Annotated in this window: 22 protein-coding genes, 1 tRNA gene and 1 pseudogene; 14 read left to right on the top strand and 10 right to left on the bottom strand. The window is 62.9% G+C overall.

The genetic code is table 11. From position 1 onward, the window contains the following. Positions 1–108 precede the first annotated feature (108 nt). The 7 genes from DZK26_RS00865 to DZK26_RS00895 all read left to right on the top strand — a co-directional run bounded on the left by DZK26_RS00865 (position 109) and on the right by DZK26_RS00895 (position 7,433). Positions 109–185: transfer RNA gene (locus tag DZK26_RS00865), tRNA-Met, on the top strand. A 67-nt stretch (positions 186–252) separates the two neighbouring features. Next, on the top strand, positions 253–735 hold the full coding sequence (gene rimP / locus DZK26_RS00870) for a ribosome maturation factor RimP (protein WP_220337116.1): 483 nt from the start codon (positions 253–255) through the stop codon (positions 733–735). Between the two features lie 31 nt (positions 736–766). Further along, positions 767–2,272 (top strand): transcription termination factor NusA, encoded by a 1,506-nt coding sequence (gene nusA / locus DZK26_RS00875; RefSeq protein ID WP_116898009.1) that lies wholly within the window; start codon positions 767–769, stop codon positions 2,270–2,272. A 20-nt stretch (positions 2,273–2,292) separates the two neighbouring features. Beyond that, positions 2,293–4,875 (top strand): translation initiation factor IF-2, encoded by a 2,583-nt coding sequence (infB, locus tag DZK26_RS00880; RefSeq protein ID WP_116898010.1) that lies wholly within the window; start codon positions 2,293–2,295, stop codon positions 4,873–4,875. Then, positions 4,875–5,219, top strand: a complete 345-nt coding sequence (gene rbfA, locus DZK26_RS00885; RefSeq protein ID WP_181918366.1) for a 30S ribosome-binding factor RbfA — start codon at positions 4,875–4,877, stop codon at positions 5,217–5,219. Before infB ends, rbfA begins: the two co-directional genes overlap by 1 nt. A 112-nt stretch (positions 5,220–5,331) precedes the next feature. Beyond that, positions 5,332–6,210: a tRNA pseudouridine(55) synthase TruB gene (gene truB / locus DZK26_RS00890; protein WP_116898012.1), complete on the top strand. Its 879-nt coding sequence runs from the start codon at positions 5,332–5,334 to the stop codon at positions 6,208–6,210. A 26-nt stretch (positions 6,211–6,236) separates the two neighbouring features. Next, a complete protein-coding gene (locus tag DZK26_RS00895) occupies positions 6,237–7,433 on the top strand; it encodes an NAD(P)/FAD-dependent oxidoreductase (protein ID WP_116898013.1) in 1,197 nt (398 codons plus the stop codon). Positions 7,434–7,565: 132 nt separating this feature from the next. Here the strand turns inward: DZK26_RS00895 and DZK26_RS00900 are convergent, their stop codons facing one another. Further along, positions 7,566–8,396: an inositol monophosphatase family protein gene (locus tag DZK26_RS00900; protein ID WP_116898014.1), complete on the bottom strand. Its 831-nt coding sequence runs from the start codon at positions 8,394–8,396 to the stop codon at positions 7,566–7,568. Between the two features lie 64 nt (positions 8,397–8,460). Here DZK26_RS00900 and DZK26_RS00905 point away from each other — a divergent pair, with 64 nt between their 5' ends. Both DZK26_RS00905 and DZK26_RS00910 read left to right on the top strand, forming a co-directional pair. Next, complete coding sequence (locus DZK26_RS00905) at positions 8,461–9,225, top strand: RNA methyltransferase (protein WP_116898015.1); 765 nt, start codon at positions 8,461–8,463, stop codon at positions 9,223–9,225. Beyond that, positions 9,185–9,577 carry an MGMT family protein gene (locus DZK26_RS00910; protein WP_258870855.1) on the top strand — a complete coding sequence of 131 codons (393 nt, stop codon included), beginning with the start codon at positions 9,185–9,187 and terminating at the stop codon, positions 9,575–9,577. The genes DZK26_RS00905 and DZK26_RS00910 overlap by 41 nt, the downstream gene beginning before the upstream one ends. Positions 9,578–9,859: 282 nt before the next feature. On the opposite strand, the gene DZK26_RS00915 is transcribed toward DZK26_RS00910, so the two are convergent. Continuing rightward, positions 9,860–10,615 carry a zinc-dependent peptidase gene (locus DZK26_RS00915; protein ID WP_116898017.1) on the bottom strand — a complete coding sequence of 252 codons (756 nt, stop codon included), beginning with the start codon at positions 10,613–10,615 and terminating at the stop codon, positions 9,860–9,862. Between the two features lie 187 nt (positions 10,616–10,802). Here DZK26_RS00915 and dapE point away from each other — a divergent pair, with 187 nt between their 5' ends. The 5 genes from dapE (at position 10,803) to truD (ending at position 14,741) form a co-directional block, all read left to right on the top strand. Further along, positions 10,803–11,987, top strand: a complete 1,185-nt coding sequence (gene dapE, locus DZK26_RS00920) for a succinyl-diaminopimelate desuccinylase (RefSeq protein ID WP_116898018.1) — start codon at positions 10,803–10,805, stop codon at positions 11,985–11,987. Then, positions 11,972–12,256, top strand: a complete 285-nt coding sequence (locus DZK26_RS00925) for a septum formation initiator family protein (protein WP_116898019.1) — start codon at positions 11,972–11,974, stop codon at positions 12,254–12,256. The genes dapE and DZK26_RS00925 overlap by 16 nt, the downstream gene beginning before the upstream one ends. A 13-nt stretch (positions 12,257–12,269) precedes the next feature. Continuing rightward, positions 12,270–13,145, top strand: coding sequence for a winged helix-turn-helix domain-containing protein (locus DZK26_RS00930; protein ID WP_181918367.1), 876 nt, complete (start codon positions 12,270–12,272; stop codon positions 13,143–13,145). A 139-nt stretch (positions 13,146–13,284) separates the two neighbouring features. After that, entirely contained in the window at positions 13,285–13,710 is a 426-nt protein-coding gene (locus DZK26_RS00935; RefSeq protein WP_147306646.1) for a hypothetical protein, read from the top strand. Then, positions 13,707–14,741, top strand: coding sequence for a tRNA pseudouridine(13) synthase TruD (gene truD / locus DZK26_RS00940; RefSeq protein ID WP_116898022.1), 1,035 nt, complete (start codon positions 13,707–13,709; stop codon positions 14,739–14,741). The genes DZK26_RS00935 and truD overlap by 4 nt, the downstream gene beginning before the upstream one ends. A 178-nt stretch (positions 14,742–14,919) precedes the next feature. Here truD and DZK26_RS00945 read toward each other — a convergent pair whose 3' ends face one another. The 8 genes and pseudogenes from DZK26_RS00945 to DZK26_RS00980 form a co-directional block, all read right to left on the bottom strand. After that, complete coding sequence (locus tag DZK26_RS00945) at positions 14,920–15,327, bottom strand: FHA domain-containing protein (protein WP_116898023.1); 408 nt, start codon at positions 15,325–15,327, stop codon at positions 14,920–14,922. Positions 15,328–15,429: 102 nt separating this feature from the next. Next, positions 15,430–16,581: pseudogene (locus DZK26_RS00950) on the bottom strand (cystathionine gamma-synthase); the annotation flags it as partial. 99 nt (positions 16,582–16,680) lie between these two features. Next, positions 16,681–18,054 carry a pyridoxal-phosphate dependent enzyme gene (locus DZK26_RS00955; RefSeq protein WP_116898025.1) on the bottom strand — a complete coding sequence of 458 codons (1,374 nt, stop codon included), beginning with the start codon at positions 18,052–18,054 and terminating at the stop codon, positions 16,681–16,683. A 139-nt stretch (positions 18,055–18,193) separates the two neighbouring features. After that, positions 18,194–18,412: a YdcH family protein gene (locus tag DZK26_RS00960; protein WP_116898026.1), complete on the bottom strand. Its 219-nt coding sequence runs from the start codon at positions 18,410–18,412 to the stop codon at positions 18,194–18,196. A 244-nt stretch (positions 18,413–18,656) separates the two neighbouring features. After that, positions 18,657–19,655 carry an OmpA family protein gene (locus DZK26_RS00965; protein ID WP_116898027.1) on the bottom strand — a complete coding sequence of 333 codons (999 nt, stop codon included), beginning with the start codon at positions 19,653–19,655 and terminating at the stop codon, positions 18,657–18,659. Further along, the gene (locus DZK26_RS00970) at positions 19,652–20,029 is read right to left on the bottom strand and encodes a DUF4398 domain-containing protein (RefSeq protein ID WP_181935603.1); all 378 of its coding nucleotides are present in this window, start codon (positions 20,027–20,029) and stop codon (positions 19,652–19,654) included. The genes DZK26_RS00965 and DZK26_RS00970 overlap by 4 nt, the downstream gene beginning before the upstream one ends. A gap of 45 nt (positions 20,030–20,074) precedes the next feature. Next, positions 20,075–20,716, bottom strand: coding sequence for a maleylacetoacetate isomerase (maiA, locus tag DZK26_RS00975; RefSeq protein WP_116898029.1), 642 nt, complete (start codon positions 20,714–20,716; stop codon positions 20,075–20,077). Continuing rightward, positions 20,713–21,699 (bottom strand): fumarylacetoacetate hydrolase family protein, encoded by a 987-nt coding sequence (locus tag DZK26_RS00980; RefSeq protein WP_116898030.1) that lies wholly within the window; start codon positions 21,697–21,699, stop codon positions 20,713–20,715. The genes maiA and DZK26_RS00980 overlap by 4 nt, the downstream gene beginning before the upstream one ends. Between the last annotated feature and the right edge of the window lie 97 nt (positions 21,700–21,796).

The raw sequence follows: 21,796 nt of genomic DNA on the forward strand, positions 1-21,796 counted from the left end.
CAGGCTCACTTCTCGTTGGAAACGCGGTCCCCGTTCAGGCTCATGTGTCATTGGACAAGGCTCGGGCTTGCAAAGAATGGGAGTCGACCATATAATTGTGAATTCGATTGCGGGGTGGAGCAGTCTGGCAGCTCGTCGGGCTCATAACCCGAAGGTCGCAGGTTCGAATCCTGCCCCCGCTACCAGGTTTTTGGAGATGAAAAAAGCCCCTGGTTTAAGGGGCTTTTTTCGTTACGGGCCGGAGAGAACATCGTGGCTGTTAGCGACAAGCTGGAAACGTTGCTGGCGCCGCTGGTCGAGGATCTCGGTTACGAGTTCGTCGGCATCGAGTACCAGTCCAACCCCAAGAATCGGCTGATCCGGCTCTATATCGACCGGCCGGAAGTCGGCATCGGGGTCGACGATTGCGAACGAGTCAGCCACGAAGTGTCGGCCCTGCTGGATGTCGAAGACCCGGTCAGCGGTCAGTACACGCTGGAAGTCTCTTCCCCGGGTATCGAGCGGCCGCTGTTCACCGGCGCGCATTTCGCCCGCTTTGTCGGCGAAGTTGCGAAGGTGATGTTGGCCGTGCCGATGGACGGGCGCCGCAAGTTCAAGGGCCTGATCATCGGTGCCGACGACGAACAAGTGATTATGGATGTGGACGGTGAGCAGTACACGCTGACCATTGCCGACATTCAGCGCGCCAACCTGGCGCCGGACGTGGATGCGCTGTTGGCGCAGAAGCGACATTGAAACGGATTCTTATTTGCGGAACTTGGCAATCATGAGTAAGGGCAAGGAAATTCTGCAGGTAGTCGAGGCCGTCTCCAACGAGAAGGGCCTGCAGCGCGAGACGATCTTCGAGGCCATCGAGGCCGCGTTGGCATCGGCTGCGCGCCGACGCCACCCCGAAGACATCGAGGTGCGCGTTGCGATCGATCGCAGCACCGGCGATTACGAGGCTTTTCGCCGGTGGGAGGTGATCTCCGACGACGAGGAGGAGGCCGAGCTGGAGTCCGAAGACCGTCAGATTCGCCTGGCCGACGCGCACAAGCACGACCCCGACCTGGAAGTTGGCGACTACATCGAAGAGCCGATGGAGCCGCCGGAGTTCGGGCGCATTGCCGCACAGGCCGCCAAGCAGGTCATCGTTCAGCGCGTGCGCCAGGCCGAGCGGGCCCAGGTGGTCGAAGCCTTCGAAGAGCGTGTCGGCGAACTGGTCAGTGGCCAGATCAAGCGCATGGAAAAAGGCGGCATTATGCTCGATCTGGGCGAGAATGCCGAGGCCTTCATTCCTTCACGCCACACGATTCCCGGGGAAACGGCGCGCATCAACGATCGCGTACGCGGCTATCTCTACGAGGTGCGTCCGGAAGTGCGCGGACCGCAGCTGTTCGTCAGCCGCACCATGAACGAATTTCTCATCGAGTTGTTCAAGCTCGAGGTGCCCGAAATCGGCCAGGATCTGATCGAGCTCAAGGGTGCGGCCCGCGATCCGGGGCGCCGAGCCAAGATCTCCGTCAACGCGCTCGATGAGCGTACCGACCCGATCGGTGCCTGCGTGGGCATGCGGGGTTCGCGCGTGCAGGCCGTCTCGAACGAGCTGGCCGGTGAACGCATCGACATCATCCTGTGGGACGAGAACCCGGCCCAGTTCGTGATCAACGCCATGGCACCGGCTGAAGTCCACTCGATCGTGGTCGATGAAGACACCAACAGCATGGATATCGCCGTCGAGGAAGAGAATCTCTCGCAGGCGATCGGCCGCGGTGGGCAGAACGTGCGGCTCGCTTCCGAGTTGACCGGCTGGAACCTCAATGTCATGACCATCGAGGAAGCCGAGCAGAAAAGCGAATCGGAAGCCACCACGCTCCTCGAGATGTTCAAGATCAAGCTTGATGTCGACGAGGAGGTTGCCACCATCCTGGTGCAGGAAGGTTTTACCAATATCGAGGAAGTCGCCTACGTACCGGAAAGCGAACTGCTCGAGGTCGAAGAGTTCGACGAGAACATTGTGGCCGAACTGCGCCAGCGTGCCCGCGATGCCCTGTTGACGCAAATGATCGCTTCCGAGGAACAACTCGAGGAGCACAAGCCGGAGCAGGATCTGCTTGATCTGGAAGGCATGACCGATACCATCGCCTACCGCCTGGCCGAGAAGGGCATTCGCACGCGCGACGATCTGGCCGAGTGCGCGGTCGACGAACTCGAGGAAATCGAGGAGCTCGATCCCGAGCTGGCCGCCGAGCTGATCATGGCCGCGCGTGCGCACTGGTTTGCCGAGGAATAAACGAGGTTCGAGGAATAGACATGTCTCAGGTCACTGTTTCACAACTTGCTGATGTATTGGGCGTCGAAGTCGATCGCCTGATTACCCAGCTCAAGGAAGCCGGAATCGAGGTCAGTGAACCCGATGCCGCGGTGACCAATGAGGACAAGATCAAGTTGCTCACCTATCTGCGTTCGAGCCATGGTAAGGCCGAATCGGAAGATACGACGCAGCCGCGCAAGGTCACACTGACGCGCAAGAGCGTGAGTGAGTTGAAGGTGCCCACCGGCGGCGCCGGTCGCACCCGTTCGCGTGGTGCCGTGCCGTCGCGCACGGTCAATGTGGAAGTGCGCAAGCGTCGCACCTACGTCAAGCGTGGCGAGATTTCCGAAAAGGAACAGAGCGACCCGGAACGCGAAGCCGCGGCCCAGGCGCTGGAAGAAGCCAAGCGCCAGCGCGAGGAAGCCGAACGGGCCGAACGCGAAGAGGCCGAACGTCGCCAGCAAGAAGCCGAGGAACAGGCACGCCTCGACGAAGAGGAGCGCAAGAAGCGCGAGGCCGAGCAAGAAGAGCAGCGCAAGGAAGCGGATCGCCAGCGCGCCGAAGCCGAAGCGCTGAAGAAGGTCGAAGAAAAGGTTGCCCGCCAGGCCGCTCAGAAGGAAGCCGAACGCAAGGCTTCCAAGACCAAGGGCGAAAAGGCCGACGCCAATACGCGCTATGGTCGTGAAGAACTGCACATCGCGCCGAAATCCAAGCGCCGCAAGCCCAAGCGCAAGGGCGGCGCCAAGGCGGCCCGCGTGGCCAGCAGCGTCGGCGGTGAGCACGGTTTCCAGCGGCCGACCGCGCCGGTCAAGCGCGAGATCGAAGTGCCCGAGACCATCACCGTCGGTGAGCTGGCCAAGCTGATGGCCGTCAAGGCCGGTGAACTGATCAAGGTGCTGATGAACATGGGCACCATGGTCACCATCAACCAGCCGCTGGACCAGGACACCGCCATCCTCGTGGTCGAGGAAATGGGTCACGAGGCCAAGCGGGCCGAAGAGAAGGACATCGAACAGCAGCTGGCAGCCGCAGAAGAGGATGCCGCCGCCGAAGGTGAAGAAGTCCCCCGTCCGCCGGTGGTTACCGTGATGGGCCACGTCGACCACGGCAAGACGTCGCTACTCGACTACATCCGTCGTGCCAAGGTGGCCTCCGGTGAACAGGGTGGTATCACCCAGCACATCGGCGCCTATCACGTGAAGACCGACAACGGTGTGGTGACCTTCCTGGATACCCCGGGCCACGCGGCATTCACTTCCATGCGTGCCCGCGGTGCCGATGCGACCGACATCGTCATCCTGGTGGTGGCCGCCGACGACGGCGTGATGCCGCAGACAAAGGAAGCCATCCAGCATGCGCGTGCCGCCGGCGTGCCGCTGATCGTGGCCGTCAACAAGATGGACAAGCCCGAAGCCGATCCCGATCGCGTCAAGTCGGAGTTGGCCGCCGAGGAAGTCGTGCCCGAGGACTGGGGCGGTGAGGAAATATTCGTGCCGGTTTCGGCCATTACGGGCGACGGCATCGACAACCTGCTCGAGTCCATCCTCCTGCAGTCCGAAGTGCTCGAGCTCAAGGCCAACCCCGAGCGCCGCTGCCGCGGCGTGGTGGTGGAATCCTCGCTCGACAAGGGCCGCGGCCCGCTTGCCACCATCCTGGTCCAGGACGGCACATTGCATCGCGGCGACATGATTCTTGCCGGCGAGGAATTCGGTCGCGTGCGTGCGATGTTCGATGAAACCGGCCAGGCCATCGAAGAAGCGGGTCCGTCCATTCCGGCCGAGGTGCTGGGTCTGTCGGGCGTACCCAACGCCGGCGACGACGTATTGGCCGTGGCCGACGAAAAGAAGGCCCGCGAGGCCGCAGAACAGCGCAAGCAGTCTGCCCGGGAAGGCCGCCTGGCCGAGAAGCAGGCCGCCAAGCTGCAGAATCTGTTCGAGCAGATGGGCGAAGACAGCGAAGAGCAGCAAACTGTCAACCTGGTCATCAAGGCCGATGTACAGGGTTCGGTCGAGGCGCTACGCGATGCTTTGACCCGCTTGTCCAACGAAGAAGTCAAGGTCAACGTCATCGCCTCGGGCGTAGGCGGGATCACCGAGTCCGACGCGAGCCTGGCGCAGGCCTCGGATGCGATCATCATCGGTTTCAACGTGCGCGCTGATGCTGCCGCGCGCAGGATCATCCAGGAAGCCGATCTCGACCTGAATTACTACAGTGTCATCTACAACGCGATCGACGACGTCAAGAAAGCCATCTCCGGCCTGCTCGGTACCGACACCAGGGAAGAGATCATCGGTCTGGCCGAGGTCAAGGATGTGTTCCGGTCCTCAAAGCTGGGCGCGATCGCCGGTTGCCTGGTGGTCGAGGGCGTGGTCAAACGCGCCAACCCGATTCGCGTGCTGCGTGACAACGTGGTGGTCTTCGAAGGCGAGCTCGAGTCGCTGCGTCGCTTCAAGGACGACGTCTCTGAAGTGCAGGCCGGCACCGAATGCGGTATCGGCGTCAAGCAGTACAACGACGTCAAGCCGGGCGACCAGATCGAGTGCTTCGAGCGAATCGAAGTGCAGCGAACCCTGGACGACTGATGGGAACGGGCCGAGCCGAACGCGTCGCCGGGCTTCTGCGGCGCGAACTGGCCGACATCCTCCACAGCCAGTTCGAATACGAGATTCCGCGCGGCCTCATCAGCGTCACCGACGTCGAGGTCGCGCGCGACATCGCGCATGCCAAGGTCTACGTCGCGGTACTCGAGATCGAGCAGGCACCCGAAATCATCCGGTTCCTGAACGAGCACGCCGGCCAGGTTCGCCACGAATTGAGCCAGCGAGTCCGCCTGCGCCATACGCCCGAACTGAAGTTCCTGCACGATACCTCCTCGGAAACCGGCGACCGCATCGAGAAGTTGCTTGCGGCTGCGAAAAAGAAGTAAATCGTGAATAGAAAATAGTAAATAGAAAATAGTAGGAAGGTCGGGGCATAGCCCCCAGCGCGCACCAGTTCTATTTTCTATTTTCTTTTCTCTATTTTCTTCCCTTACCCCAATGACCGACGGCATCCTCCTCCTCGACAAACCTCCCGGCATTACCTCAAACGCTGCACTCGGCCGGGCCAAGCGCACTATCGGGATCAAGAAGGCCGGGCATGCTGGCACACTCGATCCGATGGCTTCCGGCCTGCTGGTACTTTGTTTCGGCCAGGCCACCAAGGTCGCCGCCTTTCTGCTTGATGCCGACAAGACCTACGAAGCCGAAGTCCGGCTGGGTGTGACCACCGACAGCGAGGATGCCGAGGGCAAAGTGCTCGATCGCAAGTCCGTGCCCGTGTTCGAAGAGGCGCAGATCGAAGCCGCGCTCAAGCGTTTCCGGGGCCCGATCGAGCAGATCCCGCCCATGCATTCGGCCCTCAAGCACAAGGGGAAACGGCTCTATGAACTGGCCCGCAAGGGTGAATCCGTGGAGCGGCCGCCGCGTTCGGTCGTCATTCACTCGCTCGAGCTGACCCGCCGCGACGAAGAAACCCTGTGCCTGCGGGTGAGTTGTTCCAAGGGCACCTATATCCGTTCACTGGCCCGCGACATCGGCGAGGCACTCGGCTGCGGCGCACATCTGGCCGGACTCCGCCGGACCGCCAGCGCACCCTTCGACATTGCGGACGCGGTGGGATTGACGGCACTGGAATCCCTCGCTCCCGAGCAGGCACGAGTCCTGTTGGTGCCGCCGGATCGCGCCCTCGAGCATCTCCCGGCCCTCGAGCTGGACGATCAGCAAGCCCACCGGATCCGCCACGGCCAGCGCCTGGCGGGTTTGAAGGCGGCGCATTCCGGGCTGGTTCGCATCTACGGTCCCGAAATCTTTCTCGGCGTCGGCGAGATGGACGGCATGGGGCATCTCAAGCCGGTGCGGCTGTTCGCCACGGGCTGATGACGGCAGTGCAGTAGACTGCCGCGATGGCGGTTTCTTCCGAACGATTCGAACACGCGGACGTTGTCATCATCGGCGCCGGCGCGGCCGGCCTGATGTGCGCGATCACGGCCGCTCGGCGCGGCCGTTCGGTGCTGGTGGTGGACCACGCCAACAAGATCGGCAAGAAGATACTGATGTCCGGGGGTGGGCGCTGCAACTTCACCAACATGTATTCCTCGCCCGACAATTTCCTTTCGGCCAACCCCCATTTCTGCAAGTCGGCGCTCAGCCGCTACACGCCCTGGGACTTCATCGCCCTGGTGGAGGCTCATGGTGTGCCATATCACGAGAAGAAGCTGGGTCAGCTGTTCTGCGACCGTTCCTCGAAGGATATCGTGCGCTTGCTTCTGGACGAGTGCGAAGCCGCGGGGGTGGAGGTGAGAACACACTCGCCGGTCACGGTCGAACAACTCGGGCCGCCGCATGAACTGACCGGCCCGAACGGACCGATTCGCTGTGAATCGTTGGTGATTGCGACCGGCGGCTACTCCATTCCGCGCATGGGCGCGAGCGGTTTCGGTTTCGACTTCGCACGCCAACTGGGCCTGAATATCCAGCCGACGCGCGCGGCACTGGTACCCTTCGTCTTCGAGGGCCGCAAGCTCGAGCAGATTCAGGGCCTGGCCGGTATTTCCATCGAAACCTACAGCGAGGCCGGCGGGACGGGGTTCCGGGAAAACATCCTGTTCACCCACCGGGGTCTTAGCGGCCCGGCCATGCTGCAGACCTCGTCCTATTGGCATCCCGGCGAGCCGGTGACGATTGACTTGCTTCCGGATACCGATCTTGAAGCGCATCTTCGAGAATGGCGCGGCAAACACCCGCGGTCGAGTTTCAAGAATGCGCTGGCCGATCTCCTCCCTCGTCGCATCGCGGAGCGATGGTGTGAACTGTGGCTGAAGGACAAGCCAATGGCCGAAGTTTCCGATGCGGAGATCGAACAGGCCGTACGGAGGCTCCAGCCGTGGTCTGTGTGGCCTGCCGGAACCGAGGGCTACCGTACGGCCGAGGTCACGATCGGCGGCGTCGATACCGCTGCGCTCTCATCCAAGACGATGGCATGCCGGGAGCAGCCGGGCGTGTACTTTATCGGAGAGGTTGTGGATGTGACCGGCCATCTCGGCGGCCACAATTTCCAGTGGGCCTGGGCATCGGGGCATGCTGCCGGGGAGTCCGTCTGAACTGCCATACGCCTTGGTCGATCAACGATGAACTTATTATTGGACTTTCCGCGCACAAAGAAATCGAACTTGGGTCGCTGAGCAACATTCGGCGGGACCGCAGGAAGCCCTGACGGCGAGCTTCTGATCGAGTCAGTCTTCAGTTGCAGCCTGCTTCTTGACGCGGGCCTTGATGCCCTCGGTGACGTGCGGTTCGATGGCCGCGCGCATCGGGGTGATCAGCTTGAAGGGGGCGGCCAGGATGTGGCCGGACTGCAGCCACTGGTCGCCGCCGGTGACGTCCATGACGACGCCGCCGGCTTCCTGGACGAGCAGGGCGCCCGCGGCAATGTCCCAGGGCTTGAGGTTGAGTTCCCAGTAGCCGTCCAGGCGTCCGCAGGCGACGTAGGCCAGGTCGAGCGAGGCCGTGCCGGCGCGCCGGAAATCCTCCACCTTGTCGAACATGGCGTCGAACATGCCCTGGTAGGCCTCCATCAGCCGGCGCTGACGGAACGGAAATGCCGTAGCGACGACCGCAGTGGCCAGCTCCTTCCGGCCGGACACACGCATGCGCTGGCTGTTGAGGAAGGCACCCTGGCCGCGGCTGGCGGTAAACATCTCCTCGCGCATCGGATCGTAGACCACGCCGGCCTCGATGCGGCCCCTGACCTGCAGGGCGATGGAAATGGCGAAATGCGGGATTCCCCGAAGGTAGTTACTGGTGCCGTCGATGGGATCGACGATCCACACGTGGTCGCTGTCCCCGGTCTGCCCGCCTTCCTCGCCGAGGATGGCGTGGTCCCGGTGGTGTTTGAGGATGTGCTCGCGGATGGCCTGTTCGCAGCCGCGGTCGACGTCGCTGACGTAATCGTGCCGGGCCTTTCGCTCGACCGGGATGCCTTCCAGGCGAGAGCGGTAGCGAAGGGCGATATCACCGGCGCGGCGCGCGGCCTCGACGGCGATGTTGAGATGGGGGTTGGACATTGCGGGCGCTGACTGAAGTGCCAAACCCGTAAGGATAAAGGATTATCGGGGTAAAATCGCCCGCATGACGAATCCAGCGAGCAATATTCGGGTCGTGCTGGTCGGTACGACGCACCCGGGCAACATCGGCGCGACGGCGCGGGCGATGAAGGTAATGGGGCTGGAGCGCCTCTACCTGGTCTCGCCGGCGAAGTTTCCCTCTGGCGAGGCGACCGCCATGGCGTCCAGCGCCGACGACATCCTGGCCAATGCGGTCGTCGTCGACGATTTCATGGAGGCCATCGCCGGCTGCCCGCTGGTGCTCGGCACCACGGCGCGTCTGCGTTCCCTGCCGCAGCCGCTGTTCGACCCGCGAACAGCCGCGGAGAAGGCAGTAGTCGAGGCCGGCAAGCACGACGTGGCGATGGTTTTCGGCCGTGAGAAGAGCGGGTTGAGCAACGAGGAAGTGCGCCACTGCCACTGGCTGGTCAATATCCCGACCAGCGAACAGTACTCCTCGCTCAACCTGGCCCAGGCGGTCCAGATTCTGGCCTACGAGATGCATCTGGCCGCGCTCGGTGGCGGTCCCGGTGAGACGCTGCCACCGGACTGGGAGCCGGTGGAGCCCGAGCGCCTGGAGTTCTTCTTCAACCGGCTCGAGGAAGCGCTTCTGGCCATCCGTTTCCTGAATCCGCGCCAGCCAAAACGCCTGATGCAGCGCCTGCGCCGCCTCTACCTGCGCGCCCGGCCGGACGAGAACGAGCTCAATATCCTCAACGGCATCGTCTCCCATACCCTGGGGATCGTTCGTGAGCGAACCGATGAACAGCCAGACCAACAAGAAGACTGATCCGGTCTCCGATGCCGACCGTTACCAGCGCATCTGGGACGTGGTGGCCGGCATTCCCCGGGGCTGCGTGCTCAACTATGGGTCGGTTGCCCGCCTGGCCGGACTGCCGGGTCGGGCGCGCCTGGTCGGCATGGCGATCGGCCGTGCCCCGAAGAAGATGGCGCTGCCCTGGCACCGCGTCGTCAACGCCCAGGGCAAGATCAGTTTCCCCGAAGGTAGCTCCAAGGGTGCTGAACAACGCCGGCGACTGGAAGAAGAGGGCGTGGAATTCGAGGACGACAAGATCGACCTCGATCGCTTCAGCCCGGAACGGGCGCTGGACAGGATGCTTTGGGGACCGGGGAAGGAGTGACCTCGACAAGCCGCCATGGCGCCTGGCGGGGAGTGGCTTCGGTGAGGGTGGAGGTGATTGGGGTAAAGCACGAAATCCGAAGCACCAAATTCGAAACAAATTCGAAATTCGAATGACCGAAACGCACCATGATCCAGGTGGTTGGCCGAGGGCGATGTAATGCCAATCGAGTCGGGCTTCAATAGGCCGCCGGTTGTTGTTTGGATCATTCGAACATTGGAATTTCGAATTTGTTTGAGATTTGGTGCTTGAGCTTTGGAATTTTACAAGTTGGGTGATAGCTCATACGTCCCTGCCCCTGTAAAACGCCAACAGAAGCCTGAAAACCCCCGGCTCATGTTGCTCCAGCCAATCGGGGGCATCGAAGAAATACTCGCTGGTAACGGCGAAATACTCGGCGGGTGACTCGGCCGCGTAGGGGTCTATAGCGGGTTCTTCATCGAGGTCGAGCGTGTCGTTGAGTCGCTTGAAGGCGTCGGAGAAAGTGCTCGTCCAATCGGCCGGGTCCATCGAGCGATGCAGGGGCGGGAAGCCGTCCATGTCGCCGTTTCTCTGGTCGATCTGGTGGGCGAGTTCGTGGACGACCACGTCGAAGCCCTGGCCCTGGGCGGAGTCCATCACGTCGGCCATCGACAACACGACCGGCCCGCGCGCCCAGGCCTCGCCGGCACGCAGGTCGCGGCCGTGGCTGACCACGCCGGCTTCGTCCTCGATTTCTTCCTCGGCGATGAACTCATCGGGATAGAGGATGAAGGTGTGGAAGTCGCCGTAGGCGTCGATGCCCAGATCGAGGATCGGCCGGGCGGCGAGCATGGCGATGGCCAGGCAGTCGAGGTGTTCCGGTTCCATGCCCCCGGCGCCCAGAAACGTCTTGCCGGCCAGAATTTCCGCAGCCCGATGAAGCAGGCGCTCGACGGAGTCACCCTCGATCGCCGCCAGAGCCGGGAAGTGGTCAATCACCGCCGCAATGTCTTCGCGCGACGGCATGGCCGCATCGACCTTGCGCTGCCAGCGTCGTTGGCGCAAATTGTGGAACATGCGAGAACTCGAGTGGTCGGCAGAGGTTCAATTATCAATCATTTTCCGGGCCGCTACAGGGAACTCAATGCACCGCTCGCAGGTGTTTGGGTCATTCGAACATTGAGATTTCGAATTTGTTTCGGATTTGAGATTTCGGATTTGGTGCTTCCGACGAATGTCGGTCAATACTGTAAGCTTCACCCCCATGGCGACTGCTCCCTCCCAAGCCGAACGCGATGCCGTGCTGGACCTGGCCCGCGAGCTGATCGCGCGCGAGTCGGTCACGCCCGAGGACGCCGGCTGCCAGCCGTTGATCGCCGAACGGCTCGAGCGGGCGGGGATGACGGTCGAGTCGTTCGATGTCGAAAGCGTGCGCAACCTGCTGGCGTATCACGGCAGCGGCTCGCCGCATTTGATGCTGGTCGGTCACACCGATGTCGTGCCGCCCGGCCCCGAGGCGAACTGGACTTCACCGCCGTTCGAACCCGAAGTTCGCGACGGTATGCTCTACGGTCGGGGTGCGGCGGACATGAAGTCTTCCGTGGCCGCTTTCGTGGTGGCGCTCGAACGGTTCCTCGCAGACGTTCCGGACCATGCTGGAACCATCTCCGTCTTGCTGACATCGGATGAAGAAGGTCCGGCGCGTCACGGCGTTCGTGCCGTGGTGCCGCGGCTCGAAGAACGCGGCCTGATGCCGGATGCCTGCCTGGTGGGCGAACCATCCAGTCGCGATCGACTGGGCGATGTAATTCGAATCGGGCGGCGGGGGTCGATCCAGGGGCGGCTGCGGGTTTACGGTACGCAGGGACACACCGCCTACGCCGATCCCGCGGAGAATCCGGTTCACCGCGCCGGACCGTTGCTGGCCGAGCTGGGCCGGCTGGACTTCGATGACGGCGACGAATTTTTTCCAGCGACAAGGCTGCAGATTTCGAATGTACGTGCCGGCACCGGTGCGGACAACGTCACGCCTGGAGAACTCGAAATCTGGTTCAATCTGCGCAACAACCCGAACAGCGGGTCGGATGCACTGCAAAAGCGCTTGCGAAATCTCGTCGAGCGCTTCGACCCGGGACGCTGTGAACTGGATTGGCGCGTGTCCGGAGAGCCATTCGGGCCGGCAACCGGGCCGTTGCCCGAGGCGGTTCAAGCTGCCTGCGGTGAACTGCTGGGTATCGAGACGCAGCCGGATACCGGCGGCGGCACTTCCGACGGACGCTTCTTCGGTCCGCTCGGGATTCCGGTCGTCGAACTCGGCCCGGTCAATACCACCATCCACCAGGTCGATGAGCGCATTACCGTGGAAGACCTGGTCTTGCTGCCCGGGCTCTATCGGCGCATCATCGATTTGATGCTGGGTTCCGAAGGTGCCACATGCGCGTCATCCTGATCGTTCTGCTGGTGATTCTCGTCTTGCTGCAGGTGCAGCTTTGGCGGCAGTACAGTGAAGTGCAGACCCTGCACGAGCTGGTCGAACAGCAGCAGTCCGAGAACGAGGAACTCGAAAAGCGTAACGAGGCCCTGGCGGCCGAGGTGGAGGACCTGCGTGCGGGCCTGGATGCCATCGAGGAGCGCGCCCGCTCCGAGTTGGGCCTGATCCGCGAAGGGGAGGATTTCTTCCTGATCGTCGATCCGGAAGATGCCGAGCCCGAGAGCTAGAACTCAAAGCCGGATGCAGACTTATCGTTTTGCCAAGCTGATCTTTACGGCCGAGGACGGTCGGCTCCGCCACGAACGCGAAGAACTCGAAACCAATCTGCGGCCCCAGGCCGCACGCTTGCTCCAGCACCTGCTCGACAACGCCGGCGAGGTCGTGCCACGCGAGCGTTTGTTCGAGGTCATCTGGGGTGACGAGACCGTGGTCGATTTCGAGTCGGGGCTGGCAGCACTGCTACGCGAGCTGCGCCAGGCTATCCGCTCCGTCGCCGGGCCAGGGGACCTCATCGAGACCGTGCCGCGCCGGGGCTATCGACTCAATGCCGAGATTGACCAACACGCCGGTGGGCGGCAGAACGCGCGGCGATGGCGGCTGGCCATGCTGCTTGCCGCGTTGCTTCCAGTGCTCGTCGGTACCGGTTACGGCGTCTGGCTGGCGCGCGATAGCTCGGACGTACATCAGCCGGCCGTGTTCAGCCTCGCCATTCTGCCTTTCGATGACTATGAAAAGCCGGCCGATCTTCCAGATCATGTCGGGCTGCTGATTGCGGATACACTTCTGGCCGAGTTGTTGACCCGGCCGACCAAAGGCCTCCAGATGCTCGGGCGCACCAGCTTGCGGCCCTATCTTGACCGGAATGATGTCGTCTCGGCCGTGGCCGACGATCTTGGCGTCGATCTGCTGATCGAGGGATCCGTGTCCGGCCGGGAAGGAGGTGAATGGCGTGCAGAGCTGCGCTTGCTGGATGTACCCCCCGGACGAGTGATCTGGTCGACGACAGCCGGAAGCGGGGCGGATGAAAAGCCGGAAGTTCGCGCAGTGGCAGCCGCTATGGCCGATGAACTGGCGAAAGCCTGGCCTGAGATTCGTCGGCAACTGAGCAGCGACTAGTCAATTCATTGAATTTTCGGATCTTCTTCGGATTTCAGGAAAATTTCAGGGTAATTGCAGGGTGGATCCATGGCATGTGAGTCGGCGCAGGCTCATTGTAAGGGCACACTCAATGCTACGGCTCAACGAGGAGATCGTTATGAAGGAACGCAGATTAATTCTCATTCTGGCAGGGTGCTTGATCGCGCTCTCGGCATTGCCCGCACTGGCGGACTCGCCCTTTACGCAACCCGGTCCCGAATCGGGGATGGTTGTCGGCACGCCGGGACGGCCGGCAAATAATATCTACCCGGTCAGGGTCGTCGAGATTGACGGCCAGAACATCAGTCCGCGCGAGGTGATGTGGCTCAAGCCGGGCAAGTATACGTTTACCGTTTCCGCCCTGGTCCGTAACCCGCCCGGTCTCAGCGCCATGCGCGGGCGCGTTCGCACGCAGGAAGGCATGAACGAGATCGAGGTCGTGGTCGAGGCCGGCAAGGCCTACTACATCGGTGCCCATTACGAAGGCAGGGAACGCGACAAGCCCTATAACCTGGTGGTCTATCGCGTCGAGGAGCAGGAGTGAGCGAGGAAGACAGTCCCCAACCCGGGTTTGCCTGGGGCGGGCCGCTCGCCACCGGGCAAATCCGGGTCGAACCCGAGGATTTCGTGGTCAGCGAGGAGCTTGGACACCAGCCGGACGGCGAGGGCGAGCATCTCTGGCTGTGGGTGATCAAGCGCGAGCGCAATACCGTGGATGTGGCCGCCGACCTGGCGCGTGCCGCCGGCGTGCATATCCGTCAGGTCGGTTTTGCCGGCCTCAAGGATCGTAATGCGGTTACCCGGCAGTACTTCTCCATCCATCTTCCGGGGACGGACTCGCCGGACTGGAGCGCGTGGTCGATTCACGGCGTCACCATCGAGTCGGCCTCGCGCAGTTCTCGCAAGATCAAGCGCGGGCGCCTGCGCGGCAATCGCTTCGAACTCATCGTGCGGGACGTGGACGGCGACCGGGCGGCGCTCGAGCAGCGGCTGATCGCTGCGCGAGATCACGGTGTTCCCAACGGTTTCGGTGAACAGCGTTTCGGCGGCAACAATATTGCCCGGGCCAGGGCGCTTTTTCGTGGGGAACTGCGCCGCAAGCCGTCAAAGATCAAGCGTGGTTTCTATCTTTCAGCGGCGCGCAGCCTGGTGTTCAACCACGTGCTGATCGAGCGCCTGCGCCGCGGCGACTGGAACCGGTTGATCGACGGCGACCTGGCGATGCTCGACGGCAGCCGTTCCTTCTTTGAAGCCGACGCGGATGATCCCGAGCAGGTGCGTCGTTGCGCCGAGCTCGATATCCATCCTTCCGGCCCGCTATCCGGCCAGGGTGACAGTCCGGCAGGCGGAGAGGCGGCCGAGCTCGAGAACCGAATGTTCGACGCCCACCACGAACTGGTGGAGGGGCTGGCGAAGTTCGGTATGAAGCAGGAGCGCCGCCCGTTGAGGATGCGCGTCGGTGAGCTTGAGTGGGATTTCCTCGACGACCGAACCCTGAAGCTTGCCTTCTCGCTGGGCACTGGCAGCTACGCGACGTCGGTACTGCGGGAGCTGGTCGACTACGACTCGGGCTGATGGGCACCGTAGGTCGGGATCACATCCCCGACGGACGAGGCCTGTATACCCCCACTGGGGCGCTATGCGTGTTCGTGGGTCGAAAGTGGGAAACACATGAGCGCCGAGTGTGGGTGGACGAAATGTCGTCCGTCGGGGATGTGACCCCGACCTACGGTGTCTTCGATACAGGTCGTCGTTACCCCATCAACGAGGGCCAATAGATATACGCCGCGGCCGCAATGCTGCCGGCGGCTATCACGCCCAGCGAAATCCACAACCACGCCCGGCTCTTGCGGGGTTCGGCTTCCTTGAGAACGCTGGGGGGACGCAAGCCCGGTGCCTGCAGCACGAAGCGGTATTCGCCCAGGCGGATCTCGTCGCCGGACTTCAGTGGCCGGCGCTGTGCCGGCTCGCCGTTGACCCAGGCTTTCCCGGCCGGTTCCAGCATCAGGGTCTCGCCGTCGTAGACGATCCGGGCGTGGCGCTCCATCAGGCCGTCCAGGCTGATATCGGCGTCCTTCGCCGAGCCGATGGCGGTGTCTTCGACGAGCGGAAAGTTCTGTCCGGTAATCGACCCGGAGGCGGCTTTCAGGCGAAATTGCATCGGTGCCTCGGCATTCAAATCTGGTGGTTATTCTAGCGCTCTGGGAGAGGGTTCACGCCAAGGCGTAAGGCCTGACGGGATTTCGGAACAGCACGCGGCTGGCTACACGTGGTCGAGCGCTGTCGAGAGGTCCTCGATCAGGTCGTCGACGTCCTCGATGCCCACCGACAGGCGGATCAGGGTGTCGGTGATGCCGAGCTTGTCGCGGTTCTCCTTCGGAACCGACCCGTGGGTCATGATGGCCGGGTGGTTAACCAATGACTCGACACCGCCCAGCGACTCGGCCAGGGCGAACAGGTGCGTGTTCTCCAGGAATCGCCGGGCGCGCTCGAGGTCGCCACCAATGTCGAAGCTGACCATGCCGCCGAACCCACGCATCTGCTTTTCGGCCAGGGCCTTTTGCGGGTGGCTGTCGAGACCGGGATAGATGACCTTTTCGACCTTGGGGTGCTCGCTCAGCCACTCGGCGATACGGCCGGCGTTCTCGCAGTGCGCCTTCATGCGCAGCGCCAGGGTCTTGACCCCGCGCATCACCAAGAAGGAATCGAACGGTCCCTGCACGCCGCCGGCTGAGTTCTGGATGAAGGCGATCTCCTCGGCCAGCTTGTCGTCCTTGACGACGACGGCACCGCCGACCATGTCGGAGTGGCCATTGAGGTACTTGGTGACCGAGTGCACCACGATATCGGCGCCGAGTGCGATCGGCTGCTGCAGCATGGGGGTGGCAAAGGTGTTGTCGACGACCAGCAGCGCTCCGGTTTCGCGAGCCAGTTCGGCCATTGCGGCGATGTCGACCAACTGCAGCATCGGGTTGGTGGGCGTTTCGACCCAGATTATCTTCGTCTTTTGGGTGATCGCCGCGCGCGCGGCGTCGGTATCGGCCAGGTCGGCAAAACTGAATTCGAGCCCGGAGGAACGGCGGCGCACACGCTCGAACAACCGCCATGTGCCGCCGTAAAGGTCGTGCATGGCCAGTACGTGGTCACCCGGCTCGAGCAGATGCATGAGCGCGTCGGTCGCGGCCATGCCCGAGGCGAAGGCAAAACCATGGCTGCCGCCTTCCAGATCGGCGACGCAAGCTTCCCAGGCCTTTCGCGTGGGATTGTGCGTGCGCGAGTACTCGAAGCCCTGGTGGTCACCCGGGCTCTTCTGAACATAGGTCGAAGTGGTGTAGATCGGGGTCATGATGGCCCCGGTCGAGGGGTCCGGTGACTGGCCGGCGTGGATGACGCGTGTGGCTAGTTTGCTCATGTTCGTTGCTCGTTGGTTGACTTGTTCGTTGCTTTGTCGAGGCCTGCGTAGGTCGGGGTAACATCCCCGACGGACGACTGCGCAGGTAGTATGCTAGGTCGTCTACCGGTCCGCTCTCCGGCGCAGATAGTTGAGCAGGTCCACTCGCGTGATCAGGCCCATGAACTCCTCGCCGTCGAGCACGATGGCGACGAGGTCGCGGTTGAAGATCGGCAGCAGGTCGTCGATGCTGTCGTTGACCTGTACCGCTTCGAGCTTGGTGACCATGGCGGAAGAAACCGGTTCTGAAAAATGGTCTTCGTGCCTGTAGACGGCCATCAGCAGATCTGATTCGTCGACGATGCCGACGATGCGCTTGCCGTCGATGACCGGCAGTTGCGAGACGTCGTAGAGTTTCATCCGCTTGTAGGCGTTCGACAGCGGCTCGTCGGGACCCACGGTGATGGCATCGCGCGTTGCGGCTGGTCGCGCGATCAAATCGCGCAGGTCGCCGTGCTCGTCGGTGTCCAGGAAGCCCTGCTCACGCATCCAGGTGTCGTTGTACATCTTCGACAGGTACTTGTTGCCGGTGTCGCAGACGAAGCTGAGCACTTTCTTTGGTTCCGTCTGCTCGCGGCAATATTTCAGCGCGGCCGCCAGCAGAGTGCCGGTCGAAGAGCCGCCGAAAAGCCCCTCCTTCTCGAGTAGCAGACGTGCGGTGAGGAAGCTCTCCTTGTCGGAAATCGAGTAGGCCTTGCGCACGCGCGAGAAGTCACTGATTGAGGGCAGGAAGTCCTCGCCGATGCCTTCGACCATCCAGCCGCCGGCGTCGTCGCGCACATTGCCGGTGGCAACGTAGTCGGCCAGGATCGAGCCTTCCGGGTCGGCCAGTACGAGCTCGAGCTCGGGTGCGGCTGTGGCAAAGTGGCGCGAGAGGCCCGTGATCGTCCCGCTGGAGCCGACGCCGAGGACTAGGGCATCGAGTTCGCCGTTCATCTGTCGGATGATTTCCGGGGCGGTGTCTTCTTCGTGAGCCTTGGGGTTGTCCGGATTACCGAACTGGTTGATGAAATAACTGTTTTCCGTCTCGCCGGCCAGTTTTTCAGCCAGGTCCTGGTAATACTCGGGATGACCCTTGCCGACGTCGGAGCGGGTGATGATCACTTCCGCGCCCATGGCCTTGAGGTTGGAAATCTTCTCCCGGCTCATCTTGTCGGGAATGACCAGAATCAGGCGGTAGCCCTTCTGGGCGGCGACCAGGGCGAGACCCAGCCCGGTATTGCCGGCGGTGCCTTCGATGATCGTGGCGCCTGGCACGAGGTCGCCGCGGCGCTCGGCCTCCTCGATCATCTTCAGGGCGATACGGTCCTTGATCGATCCGGCCGGGTTCTGGTTTTCGAGCTTGAGGTAGAGCTCGCAGGGCCCGGTATCCAGGTTGTTGACGCGCACGATCGGCGTGTTGCCGATCAATTCGAGGGTATTGCTGTAGACGTTCATCCCGGGGGTCTGGTCATATGGGGTTGCCAGCCGGCCACGATAGCCCAAGTGGCGGTGCGGGGGCAAGGAAAGTCGGGAAGGGACAATGCAAACGCCCGGCGCGGCGGCCGGGCGTTGGCGGGAATCAGTTGGGCCGGATTCAGGCGGCCTGCGATTGTTCCATCATGCGGGTGAGTTGGTCCTTGGTGCGGAGCTTTTCTCGCTTGAGCTCGTTGAGGGCCAGATCTTCCATCGGCGCGGTGCCGTTTTCGGCGGCCAGTACCCGTTTTTCGAGCTGCTGATGCTGGTTGTAGAGTCGACGGAACTCATCATTGTTCTTGAGCATGACTTCCACCTGATCCTTCTGATTCTCGAACATGGGCAGACTCCTTCTGTTGGGTCCGTGAGTGCATGCGAGCGCTTCCGCCCGCACATAGAACGACGGGCCGCACTGCGGCGGCCCGTGTGAAATTCGGGGATGAGATGCTGCGCTACAGGGTGCGCTGGTTCAGAATCGTCCCTGCGGCGGCTGGATGCTGCGAGCAAAGCGCTCGAAAAATCAACCATCACAATTACTTTATAGCGCCGACGCTCGCAGAGTTCAAGGGCCAGCTCGGAATCCATCAGTCGTTCAACAGAATCACGTCCACACGGCGGTTCTTGCGTCGGCCGTCAGCGGACTCATTGCTGGCAATCGGGAAGTCTTCACCCATGCCCACGGCCTGGATGCGGTCGGCGTCGATACCCTGTTCGACGAGGGCGTCACGCACCGCCTCGGCGCGCAGGCGTGAAATGCGCATGTTGGCGCTGGAAGAGCCGGTCGAGTCGGTGTGACCCTCAATGCGGATCTGCTTGTCGGGCTCGCCCTCGACCAGCCTGACCACGTCGTCGAGGTGATCGCGCGCCTCCGGCTGGAGCGTGGTTTCGCCGCTGTCGAACAGTACGTCGCCTAGGGTGACGACCACGCCGCGGTCGGTTTCGCGCAGTTCCAGGTATTCCAGGCGTCGACGCATGGAATCGGCGGCCTCGGTAGCCAGTTCGGCTTCCCGGTGCGCGAGTTCGATTTCGCTGGCCTGAGCCTCGGCCAGGCGACGGGCGGCCTCGGCCTCCTCGCGCGCCTCGCGCTCGCGGCGGGCCGCTTCCTCGCGCAGATCCTCGGCAGTCATGGCTTCGAGACGAGTGCGTTCGACTTCCTCGCTGGCCGCCTCGCTCTGCAATATGGCGCGCTCGGCTTCGCGACGTGCCTGCTGGACTTCGAGCCGGCTGGCGCGCAGCAGAAGCCGCGTCCGTTCGGCTTCAACGGCATCGATCTCCTCGCGCGCCTGGGCGCGGAAGGCCTCGGCGCGCGCGATCTCGAGGCGCTTGGCCGCCAGCTTGATCCGGTGTGAAAATTCGGCTTCCGAGAGGCCTTCCGCGCCGGCGGCGCGCACGGCGCGTTCGGTATCCGACAGCGCGAGCGGAACGCGATCGGACAATTCGGTGTTGGCCCGGAATTCCTCCAGATCGCTCTGCAGGTTGCGCAGTGCGGAATTTTCCCTGGGCTGCTGCGTGGCGCAGGCGGTTAGGGCGGCGAGTATCAGTACCACGAGGGTTGTGCGGATGGCTCGATGCAGGAAGATCATGGCTGGATGGCCTCCTCGCCGAAGACCTCGACCAGGTCAGAGCGAACCTGTTCGAGATCTTCCTGCTTGCGCTGAAGTTCCGCGCGGACGAGCGCGGCCCGGGTACGGGCCAGTGCCAGCTGTGCTTCGATTTCGGCCTGCTCGGCCAGGCGCCGGGCGTCGTCGGGGCGATCGTTCTCGAGTGCCTGGGCAGCTCCATTCAGCCGTTCGCGCGCGTAGCGCAGTTCGATCGGCGCATATTCCTCGGCATCCGCCGCCTCGGCCTGCTCAATCGCGTCGCGTGCGTTGTTGAGCATGGAAGGATCAGGGGGCGTGGTGGCGCAGGCGGCGACCAGCGTCAGCAATGCTGCGCCGGCAAGCAGACGTTTAGTCATCATCAAGTCGGTCACTGGCTTCCTGTTTTCAGGTGGGGACGCGGATCAGGCCGCGTCCGGCTGGTTTTCCGGCATGGCCCTGCGAACGGGCTCGATGGCCTTGAGTTCTTCGCAGATGCTTCGAATGCGCTCGAGCGGTTCGATATCACAATCGAACCTCTCGGCATTATAGACCTGTGGCAACAGACAACAATCGGCGAGTGTCGGTTCATCGCCGTGGCAGAAACGGCCGGTGCGCGGATGGTCGAGCATGCGTTCGACAGCGGCCAGGCCGGCTTCGGTCCAGTGCCGGTACCAGGCCAGCTTGGCGTCCTCGTCCAGGCCGGCCGGCCCGGTCAGGTACTTGAGCACGCGCAGGTTGTTGAGCGGGTGAATCTCGCAGGCGATGGCCTGGGCAATGGCGCGCACCCTGGCGCGCCCGACGGAATCGGTCGGCAACAGGGCAGGCCGGGGATGTAGCTCTTCGAGGTACTCGAGCATGGCCATCGACTGGGTGATCACGACCTCGCCGTCGACCATCGTGGGCACCAGCTGCTGCGGATTGAGCGCCGTGTAGTCCCCCCCGTACTGCTCGCCACCACCGCGCACCAGGTGCACGGGCCGGATCTCGTGGTCGATACCCTTGAGGTTGAGCGCCATGCGCACCCGGTAACTCGCCGATGAGCGCCAATACGAATACAGAATCATCTTTCGTACCGCACGACCTTCTGTTCGATGGCGCCGAAGATGGACTCGCCTTCGCGCGTTTTCATTTCGATGCGGACGACGTCGTCGAACTGCATGAACGGCGTCTTCGGCTCGCCGCCGGCGATGATCTCGAGCATGCGCTTTTCCGCCAGGCAGGAGGCGCCGCGGCTGGTGTCCTGGTTGGCGATGGTGCCCGAACCGACCAGTGAGCCGGCCGCCAGCGGACGGGATTTGGCCGCATGGGCGACCAGTTCGGCGAAGGAAAACTGCATGTCCTCGCCGGCTTCCGGTTCGCCGAACAGCTCGCCGTTGAGATGGGTCAGGAGCGGCAGGTCGAGCTTGCTGTCCCGCCATGCGTCGCCCAACTCGTCGGGTGTGACCACCACCGGCGCCAGGGCCGAGCGCGGCTTGGACTGCAGGAAGCCGAAGCCCTTGGCCAGTTCGCCCGGGATCAGGTTCCTCAGTGAAACGTCGTTGAGGATCGTGACCAGCTGGATGTGCCCGGCGGCCTCGCCGGCATCGACGCCCATCGGCACGTCGTCGGTAATGATGCCGATCTCGGATTCGAAATCGATGCCCCACTCGGTCGAGGCCATGGTGATGGGGTCGTAGGGCCCCATGAAGCCGTCGGAGACGGCCTGGTACATCAGGGGGTCGGTGAAGAAGCTCTCCGGCACCTCGGCACCGCGCGCCTTGCGTACGCGCTCGACGTGCGGCAGGTAGGCCGATCCGTCGACGAACTGGAAGCAGCGCGGCAGCGGCGCGGCCAATGCCTGCACATCCAGGTCGAAGCTGCCCTCGGCCGTGCCGTTCATCAGGTCCTCGAACAGGCTGGCAAGCCGTGGGGCGGCGCTGTCCCAGTCGTCCAGGGCTGTCTGGAGCGTCGGTGCGATGTCCGTGGCCAGGACCGCCCGGGTGAGGTCGCGGTTGACGACGACCAACGTGCCGTCGCGTCCGCCTTCTTTGAGGGTTGCCAATTTCATGTGTTGTTGCCTCTAAGTTCGTTTGTGTGGCTGCTTTTCGGCTAGCGATCTGGTTTGGTCGAGAAAATAGTGAATAGAAAATAGTAAATAGAAGCGG

Source organism: Wenzhouxiangella sp. 15190, assembly GCF_003417465.1.
In the GTDB taxonomy this organism is placed as follows: domain Bacteria; phylum Pseudomonadota; class Gammaproteobacteria; order Xanthomonadales; family Wenzhouxiangellaceae; genus Wenzhouxiangella.